12 protein-coding genes are annotated in these 13,876 nt (G+C 60.2%); 7 read left to right on the top strand and 5 right to left on the bottom strand.

Annotated elements, in window-relative coordinates; all coding sequences use genetic code 11:
* Window positions 1–1,416: a pyruvate kinase gene (gene pyk / locus SCM96_12105; GenBank protein ID MDW7761361.1), complete on the bottom strand. Its 1,416-nt coding sequence runs from the start codon at window positions 1,414–1,416 to the stop codon at window positions 1–3.
* A gap of 102 nt (window positions 1,417–1,518) precedes the next feature.
* Between pyk and SCM96_12100 the strand changes: the two genes are divergently transcribed.
* The 5 genes from SCM96_12100 (at window position 1,519) to SCM96_12080 (ending at window position 9,328) form a co-directional block, all read left to right on the top strand.
* On the top strand, window positions 1,519–3,672 hold the full coding sequence (locus SCM96_12100) for a S9 family peptidase (GenBank protein ID MDW7761360.1): 2,154 nt from the start codon (window positions 1,519–1,521) through the stop codon (window positions 3,670–3,672).
* Window positions 3,673–3,736: 64 nt separating this feature from the next.
* Window positions 3,737–3,961: a hypothetical protein gene (locus SCM96_12095; protein MDW7761359.1), complete on the top strand. Its 225-nt coding sequence runs from the start codon at window positions 3,737–3,739 to the stop codon at window positions 3,959–3,961.
* A gap of 117 nt (window positions 3,962–4,078) precedes the next feature.
* Complete coding sequence (locus SCM96_12090) at window positions 4,079–4,522, top strand: hypothetical protein (GenBank protein MDW7761358.1); 444 nt, start codon at window positions 4,079–4,081, stop codon at window positions 4,520–4,522.
* Window positions 4,522–8,370 carry an ATP-binding protein gene (locus SCM96_12085; protein ID MDW7761357.1) on the top strand — a complete coding sequence of 1,283 codons (3,849 nt, stop codon included), beginning with the start codon at window positions 4,522–4,524 and terminating at the stop codon, window positions 8,368–8,370. The genes SCM96_12090 and SCM96_12085 overlap by 1 nt, the downstream gene beginning before the upstream one ends.
* Before the next feature lie 49 nt (window positions 8,371–8,419).
* Complete coding sequence (locus SCM96_12080) at window positions 8,420–9,328, top strand: hypothetical protein (GenBank protein MDW7761356.1); 909 nt, start codon at window positions 8,420–8,422, stop codon at window positions 9,326–9,328.
* Between the two features lie 12 nt (window positions 9,329–9,340).
* On the opposite strand, the gene SCM96_12075 is transcribed toward SCM96_12080, so the two are convergent.
* Complete coding sequence (locus tag SCM96_12075; protein MDW7761355.1) at window positions 9,341–10,309, bottom strand: NGG1p interacting factor NIF3; 969 nt, start codon at window positions 10,307–10,309, stop codon at window positions 9,341–9,343.
* On the bottom strand, window positions 10,299–11,240 hold the full coding sequence (locus SCM96_12070; protein ID MDW7761354.1) for an acyl-CoA dehydrogenase family protein: 942 nt from the start codon (window positions 11,238–11,240) through the stop codon (window positions 10,299–10,301). The genes SCM96_12075 and SCM96_12070 overlap by 11 nt, the downstream gene beginning before the upstream one ends.
* 83 nt (window positions 11,241–11,323) lie before the next feature.
* Between SCM96_12070 and SCM96_12065 the strand changes: the two genes are divergently transcribed.
* The gene (locus SCM96_12065; GenBank protein MDW7761353.1) at window positions 11,324–11,593 is read left to right on the top strand and encodes a hypothetical protein; all 270 of its coding nucleotides are present in this window, start codon (window positions 11,324–11,326) and stop codon (window positions 11,591–11,593) included.
* Between the two features lie 9 nt (window positions 11,594–11,602).
* On the opposite strand, the gene SCM96_12060 is transcribed toward SCM96_12065, so the two are convergent.
* Window positions 11,603–11,884, bottom strand: coding sequence for an acylphosphatase (locus tag SCM96_12060; protein MDW7761352.1), 282 nt, complete (start codon window positions 11,882–11,884; stop codon window positions 11,603–11,605).
* Between the two features lie 73 nt (window positions 11,885–11,957).
* Here SCM96_12060 and SCM96_12055 point away from each other — a divergent pair, with 73 nt between their 5' ends.
* Window positions 11,958–12,749, top strand: coding sequence for a hydroxymethylpyrimidine/phosphomethylpyrimidine kinase (locus tag SCM96_12055; protein ID MDW7761351.1), 792 nt, complete (start codon window positions 11,958–11,960; stop codon window positions 12,747–12,749).
* A 44-nt stretch (window positions 12,750–12,793) separates the two neighbouring features.
* Here SCM96_12055 and SCM96_12050 read toward each other — a convergent pair whose 3' ends face one another.
* Entirely contained in the window at window positions 12,794–13,819 is a 1,026-nt protein-coding gene (locus SCM96_12050; GenBank protein ID MDW7761350.1) for an ABC transporter substrate-binding protein, read from the bottom strand.
* Window positions 13,820–13,876 lie beyond the last annotated feature (57 nt).

Raw genomic sequence — 13,876 nt, 5'->3', positions numbered from 1 at the left:
TTAGGGAACCTGTTCAGCCTTGATGAGATTCGTCGTGCCGGGGACTCCCAGGGGAACCCCGGCTGTGATAACGACGGTCTGCCCTTTCCGGACCAGACCGGTTTTCCGGGCCGAGGTCAAAGCCGAAGCGACCATGGCGTCGGTATCCGTCATGGATTCTCCCAGAACAGGAATGACGCCCCAGCTCAAGGCCAGCCGGTTGCGCGTCTGTTCCAGGGGGGTATGGGCGATGATCGAGCATTCCGGACGGCAACGGGAGACAAGCCGGGCCGTGCCGCCCGAATGGGTGAATGTGATGATCGCGGCGGCCCGAATGTCGGCCGCGAGACCGCAGGCGGCGCGGGCCACGGCCCCCGGCAGGGAAACAGGGGTATCGAGATCTTCCGCGCCGGGCCGGAGACCGAGCGAGGGTGTCCGCTCGGCTTCCTCGGCGATGCGGCTCATCACGGCCGCGGATTGGACGGGATAGCGGCCGACGGCGGTCTCCTCGGAAAGCATGACGGCGTCCGTTCCATCGAAAATGGCATTGGCGACGTCGGTCACTTCGGCCCGGGTCGGGCGGGGGGCATCGACCATGGAACGCAGCATCTGGGTGGCCGTGATAACAGGAATTCCGGCCCGGCCGGATTTCCGGATGAGAAGTTTTTGGATCCGGGGAATTTTTTCAAACGGAATTTCCACGCCCAGATCGCCCCGTGCGACCATGATTCCGTCGGCGACCTCGACAATGGCGTCCAGGTTATCCAGGGCCTCGTGCTTTTCGATCTTGGCGATCACCGGAATCTCTTCACCGTGACGCTTCATGTGTCTTCGGGCTGCGGCGATATCCGACGCTTTTCGAACAAAAGACATGGCCACAAAGTCGACCCCGTTTTGGATCCCGAAAACCAAATCGACTTTGTCTTTCGCCGTTAGGCTGGGGGTTTGAAGCGTCCGGGTGGGCAAATTGATGCCTTTGAAAGAACTGAGAGGCCCTCCGATAATGACCCGGCAGCGAATGTCCCGATCCTTGACGGACAGCACTTCGAGTTCCAGGGCCCCGTCGCTGAGAAGGAGAACATCCCCTTTCCGAACTTCGGCGGGCATGGCCCGGTAATTGACCGAAACCTCCCGCTCGTCTCCCGTCACCTTTCGGGACGTCAACGTGAACTCGGCGCCCGGCTCAAGCATGATCGATCCGGAATCGATGGGACCGATGCGGATTTTCGGCCCGGCCAGGTCCTGAAGAACGGCCACCGGCCGGCCGAGCCGCCGGGATAGACGGCGCAACCGCGCAATGACCTCCCCGTGCTCCCGGTGAGTGCCGTGGGAAAAATTAAGACGGGCGACATTCATCCCGGCCAGGATCAGACGCCTCAAGGTTTCCGGCGATCTCGAGGCCGGGCCGATGGTGCAGACGATTTTGGTTTTTCTCATGACATCGGTTATTATTATAAAGGACAGTTGACACCCAAACAACCCGGTGTTAGCCTGATATCCTCATGTCCATGCCGGATTTCTCATGAATAAGGAGTGCGCATGACAACACGGTCCAGAGTCTTTATGAAAAGTGCGGCGGGGCCTCTCCTGCTGTCGCTGCTTCTCATTGTCCTCGTCATTCCCGGATGCTCGCCGAAGAGCGATACGGCCGTTCAGCCTCCCGTTGCAGCCAAGAAACCCGTTGAACTGACCGCGCACGGACACACCCGGATCGACGAGTACTTCTGGCTCCGGGAAAGGGAGAATCCCGAGGTCATCGCCTACCTCGAGGCGGAAAACGCCTATACCCAGGCTGCGATGAAGCATACCGAAGTGCTCCAATCCAAGCTCTTCGATGAAATCGTGGGCCGCATCCAAGCCGTCGACATGTCCGTTCCTTATCGCAAAAATGAGTATTATTACTACACCCGGTTCGAAGAAGGCGGCGAGTATCCTCTGCACTGCCGGAAAAAAGGCAGCCTGGACGCTCCGGAGGAGATCCTGCTCGATGTCCCCGCCATGGCCGAAGGGCAGGCTTATTTTCACGTCGCCGGGCTTTCGGTCAGCCCGGACAACCGGCTCCTGGCCTTCGGAACCGACACCGTAAGCCGCCGCCTCTATACGCTGCAGATCAAGAACCTGGAGACGGGAGAGATCCTGCCGGAACGCATGATCAACACCTCGGGTTCGGCGGCCTGGGCCGACGACAACGCCACGTTTTTCTACACGGTCAAGGACCCGACAACCCTCCGCACTTTCAGGATCATGCGCCACGTCCTGGGAACCGATCCTTCCGACGATGTCGAGGTTTTTGCCGAAAACGACGAGACCTTCAGTGCCGGAGTCTACCGGACCAAGTCCGACGCCTACATCATGATCGCCTCGATGAGCACGCTGTCCAACGAATTCCGCTTTCTTGAAACCGGACGTCCCGCAGGAGAATTCAAGATCGTCCAGCCCCGGGAGCGCAATCTCGAATACAGCGTGGAACATCTGGGGAATGTCTTCTACATCCTGACCAACGACAAGGCGGAGAATTTCCGCCTGGTGTCGGCCCCCGTGTCGCGGCCGGGCAAGGCCCACTGGACCGAGGTCATCCCCCATCGCCCGGATGTCCTGATCCAGGGCATCGAGGTTTTCAAGGACTATCTGGTTGTCGGAGAAAGGAAGGCGGGATTGACCCACATGCGCGTCATCCGCTGGAAGGACCGCTCCGAGCACCATCTCGATTTCGGCGAGGAAACCTACGCCGTCTTTCCCTCCCAGAACCCGGAAATCGAAACCGAAGTCGTCCGCTACAGGTACACATCCCTGACGACGCCCATGTCCGTCTTCGATTACAACATGAGAACGCAGGAGAAGACCCTCCTCAAGCAGGACGAGGTCGTCGGCGGCTACGATCCCTCCGCCTACCACGCCGAGCGCTTTCACGCGGCGGCGGCCGATGGAATCGAAGTGCCGATCTCTCTCGTCTACCGGAAAGATCTCAAGACCGACGGCCCCCAACCCCTCCTTCTCTATGGATACGGTTCCTACGGAGCCAGCACCGACCCCACATTCAGCTCGGTGCGTCTGAGTCTTCTCGACCACGGGTTCATTTACGCCATCGCCCATATCCGCGGCGGCCAGGAGATGGGCCGGGCCTGGTATGAGGACGGCAAGCTCCTCAACAAAAAGAACACCTTCACCGATTTCATCGCCTGCGCCGAGCATCTCATCGACAGACAATACACCGAACCCGGCAAGCTCTTCGCCATGGGCGGAAGCGCCGGCGGGCTTCTCATGGGCGCCGTCGTCAATATGCGCCCGGAGCTTTTCCGCGGCGTCATCGCCGCCGTGCCCTGGGTCGATGTCATCACGACCATGCTGGACAGTTCCATCCCCCTCACGACGAGCGAATACGACGAATGGGGAAATCCGAATGACAAGGAATACTACGACTACATGCTGTCCTACTCGCCCTATGACAATGTCGAGGCCAAGGACTATCCGGCCATGCTGGTCACGACCGGTCTTCACGATTCCCAGGTCCAGTACTGGGAACCGGCCAAGTGGGTGGCCCGGATGCGGGCCCTGAAAACCGGCGATGCTCCCCTGTTCCTGTGGACCAATTTCGACGCCGGACACGGCGGCGCATCGGGCCGTTTTCAGCGTTTTCGCGAAACGGCCATGGAATACGCTTTTCTACTCGACCGGGCGGGAATCCGGGAGTGATTCTTGCGGAGAGTCGGACGATTTGATATAATGCGTCAAAAATTATCTGGAAGGGAGGTTTTCCATGGGTAAGTTTTTAGCTGTTCTCGGAGGCCTGGTCGCCATGGCCGGAGGGCTTCTCCTGGCGATCTTTCATTGGACGGAACAATTCGTGGCTCTCGTGCTGGGATTCATTCCTCCCATCCTCTTCTTCGGTGGATTGATCGCCCTCATCGCCGGCATCAGCAGCATCAAGGACGCCCAGAGGACGAAGAAACTCGAGGAAGAAACCGTCGAAAAAAAAGACTAGCCTCCACACCCGATCCGCCCCCCGGCCGAAACCACACGGCCGGCGGGACTTTGTGTTCCAAACAGGCGCCGCGGCGGCCGCTGGTTGTCGGCAACGGCCTGTGATACCATGGGTCAGGTGAATCCGTTATCCGTCGTCCTGGCATCATTCCTCGTTTCTTTTTTATCCCCCCAGACGAAAGATATTGAGAGCGCATTTCTGCAAAACCGCGCCGACGGCCTTCACCGGTTGTTCACGTCATCGGGATCCCTGCATCTTTCTCTTCCCGAGCCCCTGGGCTTCTCCGACCGGGTTTCGGACGAGCAGGCCCGGCTGCTGTTCGAACGGTTTTTCTCGTCTTTCCGGACCGTGGAATTCTATCTCGACCCCCGGCCGTCCGTTCTTCCCGGAGACCCGGCCCGCATCCACAAGTCCCGCTGGTCCTTCCGGAACATTCGGACAAACACGGCTTATGTCTTTGACGTCTTCATCCGGATTCAGCCGGAGTTCCCACCGCCCGGCGCCGAACGCCGGGCGCGCCCGCTCTGGAGGATCGCCGAAATCCGGGCCGATAAACGCTGATGTCCAAGCTTTCCCCTTTTCACCGCTTTGGAACCCGCGCGGCGGCCGGTTTCGCAGCCGCCGCGGCCGTCTGTGCAGCCTGCGCCCTGATCCTGCCCTCCTTTCTTTCGGTCACCGACCCGGAAAAGACCCTGACCCTTCTCAGGAACCGGGCGGAGGACATCCGGACCGCGTTCCTTCGGGTTCGGGTTGATTTGAATCGGACCCTGGACCGTCTGCCCGCGATACCGGCCGGGGACATTCCGGCCGTTTTTCAATCTTTTGAAAACCTCGGCCTCGATCCCGAGACCGAAGGCATCGCTCGATTCGATGCCCGGGGACGGATGTTGGCCTGGCTGGGCAACATCGCCGATCTGACCGATGACTTTTCAGCGGCCCAAGAAAAGCATCCCCTCCTTCTCATCGTGCGTTCCGGGGCTTCGGCACATCTTGCCGTCATCCGGCCCGACGGCGACGGAGGCTCGACGGCCGGATTCAAGCTTCTCTCTTTTATGCCCCGATTTGAATCGCCTTATCTCCGGGAATATCATTTCCTGGAGCCAAGGCACCGCAGGCACGTCGATATCGATTACTGGGATCACCGGGAGGACGTCGGCGGATTCGAAAGAATTTTCACCCGCCACAATGACGAATATCTGGGTCATCCCCAGGATCGAAGCGATATCCAAACACTCTTTTTTCCTCTGCGAAACCCCGACGGCCGAATCGCCGCGACGGTCACCCTGAACTCCCCATCGCCGGCCTACCGGAAATCGGCCATGAGGGAAGATCTTCTCCTGGCCGCTTTCGCGTTGTCGGCCGCCGCTCTCGCCATCGGACTTATCCTGCTGGGGACGACCTTCCGCATCCGCCCGGAGAAACATCCCGCCGCCGTCGCGGGAATCATTCTTCTCATCGCGGGACTGCGTCTTTTATTTCTGGCCGCGAGCGGATTGGAGCGGATCTCCGCACTGCCCGTTTTCTCCCCGGCCGCCGCGGGTTTTTTCTCGATCGGCGCTTTGACGCGATCTCCGGCCGATATTTTTTTGACAACGATGGCCGTTCTGGGAACGGCGGCGGCGCTGGCCTTCGGTGTCCGGAAGTTCCCGAGGTCTTCCCGGGCCGGCCGCAGACGGACGGCCGCAACAGCCGCCGTCGCGGCCGCCGCGACCCTGTCCTGGTGCTTCGCCGCCGTTTTTCAGAACCTGGTCGTCCGGCTGGTTCAAAACTCGAATGTCCATCTCCTGGATTTTTCGCTGTCGGGATCTTTTCTTCTCCTGCACGGCGCTCTTCTGGCCGCAATGGCCGGGCTTCTGGCGGCCGGCTATTTCGCCTTCCGGCTTGCATCGCTCCTCACTCCGAACCGGTATTCGGCCCTGGGATTCACCGCCGGAGCCGGTGCAATCTTTTTCCTTCTTCAACCTGCAGGTTTCCCGCCCGTCATCGTTCTGACGCTGTTTTTTCTTCTTGCCTCCGTCGGCGCCGCCGCACTCAGAGCCGTCTCCATTCGAAAAAACGCGGGGGCACTTCTTGTCTTTGTCCTGGCCGTTTTCCACATCTCCCTGTCCCTGAACCTCGCCCTGGACAATCATTCCCGCCGGCTGGTTCGGAATTTCTTGACCGACACCATCATCTCCCAGGAGCGGTGGGGCCGTTTCCTCGTTGAACAGACCCTCTTCGAAATCGACAAGCACGACAACGTCCTCCGGGAATACTTTCGAAACCCGCGCGCGCCGGACCTGGCCCGGGTCCTTTGGGAAAAGAGCCCGGCCGCCCGCCTGAACTGGTACTCCAGCCTGGAGATTCTCGGGCCCGATCTCGAGATTCTATCCCGCTTTTCCCTGAACGTTCCCCGAGTCTATGGAGCGGCGTTCACTCTGGCCGGCAATTCCGAATGGACCGTCGTCCGGCGAACGATTTCGTTCATCGGGAAGGAGCGCGATTTCTTTATCGCTTACCGGGACTGGGAGACGGACGAAGGGCTTCTCGGCCGCGTCCTTCTCTATCTCTCCATCGATCCGGAAATGCTTCCCTTTCTCTATTCGGCCAACCCCTATTTCGAACTCCTGCGAACGGATACGCTTCCCTCCCTCGACGCCTTCAACTTCGGTTTGGCCGTCTACGATTCCGAAGGCGGGCTCATGTTCAATCCGCTCCGATCCTCGGCCGGCATTCCCCCCGAAGTTCTGTCCGCCCTGGCCCTTAACGGTGAGCCCGTATGGGGAAATTTCCGGGACAAGGAGAAGCCCTACCTGGGATACTATTTCCGGCACAATGACCGAATCGCCGCGCTGACTCTGCCGCGCAAGACATTCCGGGGCCATTCCGTCGATTTCGTGAAACTGCTGGTTCTCTATCTCTGTCTTTTGATCCCGGCCGCCGCCGGGCTGTTTCTGGTTTCCGGCAAACGTCCACCCGTTCCGACGCTCCGTTCCTTTTTCCACCGTGTCTACGCCGCGTTCTTCGCCGTCGCCTTCATTCCCCTTCTTCTGTTCACGTTTTTCACCCGCGACCTTTACGACCGGATTTTCTCGGCCCGTTTTACGGCCGAAGCCGAAGCCCAGGCCGGCTTCGCCCGAAACATCATGGACGACTTTCTATTCATCCAGGAGCAGGAGGATTCGCAGTTCGCCTCGCCGTCGGAGGATCTCGTTCTATGGATCAGCGCCACACTCACGAACGACGTCAATCTGTTTCAGGACGGACGCCTCCTGGCCTCAAGCCGTAGGGAGTTTTTCGATGCCGGACTTCTCCCGTCCCTCCTCGACGGGGAAACCCACCATCGGATCGTCCACGAGAAACGTCCGTTTCACACGACCCGGCAGAAGATCGGCGATTACTCATTCCAGACGCTGACCGTCCCCTACATGTTCAAAGACATCTCCTATTTCATTTCCCTGCCCTTTCCCTTCGAAGGCCGGGAGGCGGACAAGGCGGCGCAGGAGCTCATCGAGTTCGTCGTCTTTTTATCGATTTTTTTCGCCGCCCTGGTCGTTCTGTTCGCCCGCGGTATCCGAACCATGATCATCGCTCCCCTGCGTAAGCTCCTGGCCGCAACCCGCGAAGTCAGTCTCGGCAACCTCGAGGTGGCCGTCGAGCACGGCAGCCGGGACGAAATGATGACGCTCATCGAGGGCTTCAATGCCATGATCCGCAGCCTCAAGGAACATCAGCAGGAACTGGCCGACATGGGCCGGAAAGTCGCCTGGGCGGAAATGGCCAGAAAAGTGGCTCATGAGATCAAGAACCCTCTGACCCCCATTCAGCTTTCGGCCGAACACTTGCTCCGCGTCTACGAGAACAAGCGCGGCGATTTCGGAAAAGCCCTGCGGGAGTCCGTCTCCTACATCATCGGCGAAGTCGAAAACCTGAGACGCATCGCTCAGGAGTTCATGGATCTCTCAAGGGACATGACGCTTCAAATCGAAGCCTTCGACCTCGGAGAACTCCTGGATGAAACGATCCGGCCCTACGCCCGTCTTCTTGAAGGCCGAATTCGTTTCCGCAGGCATCCGTCCGGGCCGGCCGGCGTTCCCACCAGGGCCGATCCGTCCAAGATCAAAATGGCCGTCCGGAATGTGCTCATCAACGCCATCGAATCCATCTCCGGCGCGGGAGAGGTGGACGTCCGGGTCTTTGTGAAGGACGATATTTCCGTTGCGGAAATCCGCGACTCCGGAATCGGCATGGACGAAAAAACCCTGGAAAAAATATTCGTCCCCTATTTTTCGATGAAAGCTTCCGGCACCGGGCTGGGGCTGGCCATCGTAAAAAAAATTCTCGAAGACCACGGCGGCCGGGTCCATGTCTCCAGCCGTCCCGGACGGGGCACAACGGTCACGCTGGAGATCCCCCGCCCGGAATCCTGAGGAAGTGGCATTGGCGGACGAAATGTGAAACAATGATTTCGAGGTGGCCATGAGCGGAAAATATGTCATCCACGGAATTCTGGCAGGTCTCGTCCTGGCTTTGGGAGCTCCCTCGGCCGGAGCGGAAACCATCGGGCTTCGATTCAGCTACGGCCCCCCGACCCTCAGCGGAGGCGACGTCAATACCTGGATCCGGTCCTCGAACTCCCTCTGGTCGGACTGGGCGGCGCGGACGGGAGGACGAATGGAGGGCCGCATCGCCGAGTTGGGTTTCGCTTCCGGGATGGAAGGCGAGTTGAGCTTCACCCTTTACAAAGGCCTCTCGTTCCGCCTGGGCGGAGGACGGCTGCAAAGCCGGTCCCAGGGATCGGTCTTCCTGCTCGGATCGGCCCAGGGCCAGAGTGAGACTTACGCGATGTCCAACAGCATGTCGGCCGTTTATGCAAAGCTGGGACTCGTTTTCTCCCATTCCATTCTGGCGAACCTCAGCGCCCACATCGGCGGCGGCCGGCACCTGTCCTTCATCAAGTACGAAGCCTCGGAAAACTACGAAGCCCGGTTCACGTTTCTCGGCCGGGAGTATGTCTACTGGTTCGAAAAGACCGGCACCTTCCGTTCCGAGGGTCTGGGTTATTACGCCCTTTTCGGTCTGGAATACACCCTTTTCAAGCACATCGGCTTCGTCATCGACTTCGAAAACATCTGGTCCCGGGTTGACGGTTTCAAAGGCCCTTCCACATATCGACGATTGGGACCTGAGGACGAAAGAGAATACGTTGAAAGCGGCGGCGCTTCCCTCTATTTCTATGAAAGCCGCCCGCCCGGCCTCGATTCTTTTTACTCCGTTCTGTCCGGAGAGATAGACCGGCCTCAAGGAGAATCCGCCCGCGGCGTCCGCCAGGGCCTCTTCGATTTCAGCGGCGCAACCGTCAGGCTCGGCCTGCGTCTGAAGTTTTGACCGGCCGGACGGTCAGACGGCCGAGCGGCCGCGGATTCTCTCAAAACCCGAAGTGTTGACAAATGTCACCGGTCCGGATTTTTCGAGCTCATCGAACAGCAGGTTGAGCCCCAACACGTCACTGGCGATATGCCCGGCCACAACCATGTTGAGATGGGTCTTCTTGGCCTTTTCCAGAGCCTCCTCGCTGAAGTGCATGCCGACTATGGTGCTGATTCCAGCAGCGGTATATTTTTCGAAGATGTCCTTCGACCCCTCCGTTCCTCCCGTCATGTCGACGCAGATCCGTCCGCACCGGTTGTGATCCCCGCCGCTGACGATCTTGGGCGGCGTTCCCAAACGGGCGGACTTTTCGTATTCGGGGATCCGCCGCAGCAACCCGACAAGATCCTTGAGCGTGGTCGGCGCTTCGCGTTCGAAAAGTTTTTCCAGATGCCGTGTGACGCAGTTGTCGGCCGGGGTATGGACACAGATCAGGGGCAGGCCGAGAAGCCGGGCGGCGTCGACCGCCCGCTCATGGTTGGCCGGAAGGAGACGGCGCTCGACCTCGCCGATGCGTTTTTCCATGAGGTGTTCGGCCGTGGCGACCGGAATGCCGTGGGCGGACAGAAGATCGGATTGAAGTTTCATGACGTCGTGAAGCTGGGCCAGTGCCCGTCCTTCCGGGTGATGCGCCACCAAGAGGTCGATGCCTGAACCGCGGTCCCGGTTCATCAGATAGGCCAGCAGGACTTCACCGACTTCGACGTCGATTCCGGCCAGGACGGTGTTAATTTTCGCGCCGGGATCTCCGAACAGGATTCGGGTATCCGCGTATGGATTGAACAGGCGGTCCGAATCATAAGTTTCGCGCTCTTCTTCGGAAAGCTTGTCTCTCCGGGCGGCCTCGCGTTCGAGAAGGCTCTCGACCTCTTTGCGACCGCGCGGGTCGTTGTCCATGCCGATCCGCAAAATGTTTTCATAGAACTCTTTAAGCGTCATCCGGGTCTCCTTCCAGGCTTGTATTTATAAAATGGGCCGCCTCGGCAAAAAATTGCGGACCCTCGGCCCTGCGGGCTGCAATCCGGATTGCGGCTCGGACGGCGTCTTCGGCGGCCCGGTCGGCAAGGAGCGCCTCTTCCCCCCGGCCCGCACGTCCGGCATCTTCGAGAAGACAGGCCCGATAGGTCCGAAGGCGGGCGGCCTCGACCTCCATCAGAACCTCGGCAGCCTCGGACCGCTCTTCCTGTCCGGCATCGAGCGCCCCCGCAAGAAGCGCCTCGGCCCGGCCGAGTCGGCAGGCCGCCGTGTAGATCTTTCCCAAGGCGGCCGTCTCCGTCATCGTCTCTTCGCCGGCGCCATCACCGAGGATTTCGGCCGGAATGGAGCCGGATGTTCCGATGCGGCGGGCGAGGAAGACTTTCGAGCTTCCGGTCGGCCCGCCGTCTTTGATTTCGGCCGCAACAACGGCCAGTTCCCCTTCGATTCCGATTTCGAAAATCGGTCCTCCCCGCAGTTCCCATCTCCCGGAATCGAAACCTGCTTCAACGGATACCGAACACCAGGTTCCCAGGTTTTCGCCGGAGGCCAAGCCGCGCAGGAGGCGGGCCGATTGTTCCGCGGTTCCATGGCGCCGGATCTGCGCGGCGCAGAAGCCGTTGTGAACGGCCAGAAAAAACGCCAGGGGCGGAGACACCCGGCCGATCTCTTCGAGGACAAGCGCCGTCTGCAGGGCCGTTCGCTCCATTCCCCCGAGCGAAGCGGGGATGCGGAGCCCGGTAAACCCGGCCGACCGGAGTTGATCGCGCAATCCCCGGGTCCAGGCCCGGAACGGAAACGCGGGCGGGACAAGGAAACGGGGAAGCGTTTCCCGGACGAAAAGTCCGGCCCTCTCCCGAAGAGCCTTATCCTCATCCGACAGAAGAAACTCCATGCCGCCATCTTACTTCCCGGCGGCGAATCATTCAAGCCGCCGGCTGCGTTGACAGGGGCGGGCAAATCGTCTACTTTGGATAAATGATCGTCGGGCTCTTCCGTTTTATTCTTTTCGCCGTTTTAGCCTATCTCATCATGGCCGTCGTGAGAGCCTTCCGCAGAATCGGCCGGGAACGGCGGGAGCCCGAACCACCGCGAAAAATCACCGGTATCATGGTCAAGGATGAGATCTGCAACACCTATCTCCCGAAAGAACAGGCCTTGAGGGAAGTCCGCGGCGGCCGGGATCATTATTTCTGTTCAAGGGAATGCCGCGACCGATTTCTGGCTGAAAAAAGACCGCCGGCGTGACGCGCCGCGTCACCAGCCGCGGCGGATTTCAAAACCCTGCAAATCGCCCTTGAAGTCCGACCATTCTTCCGTCACGTCATCAACCCGGGCCATGGACGGTCCGACGCGGAGTCGACCGACGAAAGCCTCGACGGCGCGCGACGGCCCCTCGGCCAGAACCTCAACGCGGCCGTCCGCGAGATTGCGTGCCCATCCGGCCAGACTGAGAGCCGAGGCCTCGCGCTCGGCGAACCAGCGGAAGGCCACTCCCTGCACTCGGCCGGAAATCAGGCAATGGACCCTTGCGTTCATGGAAACGCGACGATTTTAACACAGTCCTCCGGCCGGGAAAAACACGGCGGGAATCCGGTATAATAGATGGAGTATGAGCAAGACTCGACAAGCGACCCTCATTTCCATCGCCGGGTTCGACCCCACCGGGGGGGCGGGGATCCTGCTGGATGCAGCCGTTTTCGCCCGACTGGGTTTCCGGAGCGCGGGCGTCGTCTCCGCCCTGACCGCCCAGAATGCCGATCGCGTCGCCGCCGTCCAAGCCGTTCCCGCCGCCTTCCTGAAAAAACAGTATGCGACCATGCGCTCGGACAACCGGCCCGTGGGCATCAAGGTCGGCATGCTGGGAAGCGCCGCCAACCTCGTCGAGACGGCCCGCATTCTCGGCCGGGAAAGCGGCATCCCGCGGGTGGTTGATCCTGTGTTGCGCTCCAGTTCGGGACGGACCCTTCTGGAAAAGACCGTCTGGCCGTCTTTTCTGAAAATTCTCAAGGGCCGGATGACCCTGATCACTCCGAACCTCGATGAAGCCGCTCAACTCTCCGGATTACAGGTGTCCGATCGAACCGGCATGAAAGAAGCGGCTCGAAGAATCGGCGGTCAAGCCGAATGTGCCTGTCTGCTCAAGGGCGGACATCTCCAAGAGAATCCACTGGATATTCTCTGGGACGGCCGGATTTTCGAGGAGTATGGCCATGAAAAAATCGAGGGTGACGCCCACGGCACGGGCTGTTTTCTCTCTTCGGCCGTTCTCGGCTTCCTGGCCCGGGGTGAAACATTGGCTGAGGCTTGCCGCAAAGGCATCGATCTTACGCACGAAGCCATTCGCAAGGCCATCCTGACGGCCCGGCCCCCGGACACCGCGCATCGGTCTTTTCTTCTTTAGAAGATCTGAAAGTATCGCCCGGGTCTGTCAGGAATCTTGTCCCTTTAACGGCTTGCGGGCGGAGATGAGGACGCCTCGGCTCCCAAAATCCTTTCGGCCCGCTCGAGAACGGACGGCGGAAAAATGACGGACTGTTTTGCGGCGGCCTCCAGGTTGAGGTGAATTCTGACATCGTCCATATACTCGATGGGGATGCGGCCCGGGTTTTCTCCCGCCATGATCCGCAAGGCTATCCGGCCGGTCCTGTAGCCCATATCCGTGAAATCGAACCCCATGGCGGCGCAGGCGCCCATTTCGACGGATTTCAGAAAACCTCCGAAAAGCGGCAGAGCGCTATCTTCAGCGGCCCGGCCCAGGACTTCGAAGGCGGCGTTGACGGTGTTGTCCGAGATCTGGTAGACGGCGTCCACACCCTCATTGATCAACAGCGTTGCGGCGTACATGACATCGCGACCGGAAGAGACGGGCACGGCGACGATTTCCACACCGCATTCGGCCCCCGCCCGCCGGGCGAGATCGAGATAGTATTCCGAATTGATTTCCGCCGGAGTCCACAGCGTGCCGATGCGATCCGCATGGGGAAGGATGTCCCGGATGAAGGTCAGCGATTTCCGGATCGGGCCCGTGGATGCGACTCCGGTCACGTGGCCCGGCCCCCCGTTTTCATTCAGGCCTCCCCCGACAAGAGCGGGATGAGCCACCGCCGTGAACACGATCGGGACACTCGACGTGGCCATCAGTGCGGCCTGAAGACACGGTGTCGAAATCGGGATGATCAGGTCCGAAGTCGACGCCAGTTCATGCGCCAGACGCTGAACAGAGGCGACGTCGCCCCGGCCGTTTCGGATCCGGACCTCGATGTCGACACCCTCGCGAAGACCGCTGTCCCCGACAGCCCGGAAAATGCCTATGCGGACATCTTCCGAGGTCGGGGAATCCACGAGCTGAAGAATGCCGATCCTGAAGCGGCCGTCCCCGGTTGAGGGTCCGGGCGTTTCGCCGCGGCGGTCGCAGCCCGCAACCAGGATGACGGCGATCCCTGCGGCGGCAAAAAGATATCGAGCGCGCATTGTGAAGTCTCTCGCGTTAAGCATAATCAAAAATCGGGTCGTCGGCAACACCCGCCC

It is taken from the genome of Acidobacteriota bacterium, from assembly GCA_033549365.1.
Classification (GTDB): Bacteria; Acidobacteriota; Aminicenantia; order Aminicenantales; family Saccharicenantaceae; genus JAWSUF01.
The sequence above is the reverse complement of the archived record's forward strand: the minus strand, read 5'-3'. Positions and strand labels throughout refer to the sequence as shown.

Excerpts from the sequence above, each read along its gene's own strand:
- SCM96_12080 (MDW7761356.1), top strand. The coding sequence starts at position 8,420 with ATGAGCGGAAAATATGTCATCCACGGAATTCTGGCAGGTCTCGTCCTG.
- pyk (MDW7761361.1), bottom strand. The coding sequence starts at position 1,416 with ATGAGAAAAACCAAAATCGTCTGCACCATCGGCCCGGCCTCGAGATCG.
- SCM96_12085 (MDW7761357.1), top strand. The coding sequence starts at position 4,522 with ATGTCCAAGCTTTCCCCTTTTCACCGCTTTGGAACCCGCGCGGCGGCC.
- SCM96_12100 (MDW7761360.1), top strand. The coding sequence starts at position 1,519 with ATGACAACACGGTCCAGAGTCTTTATGAAAAGTGCGGCGGGGCCTCTC.
- SCM96_12065 (MDW7761353.1), top strand. The coding sequence starts at position 11,324 with ATGATCGTCGGGCTCTTCCGTTTTATTCTTTTCGCCGTTTTAGCCTAT.
- SCM96_12060 (MDW7761352.1), bottom strand. The coding sequence starts at position 11,884 with ATGAACGCAAGGGTCCATTGCCTGATTTCCGGCCGAGTGCAGGGAGTG.
- SCM96_12070 (MDW7761354.1), bottom strand. The coding sequence starts at position 11,240 with ATGGAGTTTCTTCTGTCGGATGAGGATAAGGCTCTTCGGGAGAGGGCC.
- SCM96_12075 (MDW7761355.1), bottom strand. The coding sequence starts at position 10,309 with ATGACGCTTAAAGAGTTCTATGAAAACATTTTGCGGATCGGCATGGAC.
- SCM96_12095 (MDW7761359.1), top strand. The coding sequence starts at position 3,737 with ATGGGTAAGTTTTTAGCTGTTCTCGGAGGCCTGGTCGCCATGGCCGGA.
- SCM96_12055 (MDW7761351.1), top strand. The coding sequence starts at position 11,958 with ATGAGCAAGACTCGACAAGCGACCCTCATTTCCATCGCCGGGTTCGAC.
- SCM96_12050 (MDW7761350.1), bottom strand. The coding sequence starts at position 13,819 with ATGCGCGCTCGATATCTTTTTGCCGCCGCAGGGATCGCCGTCATCCTG.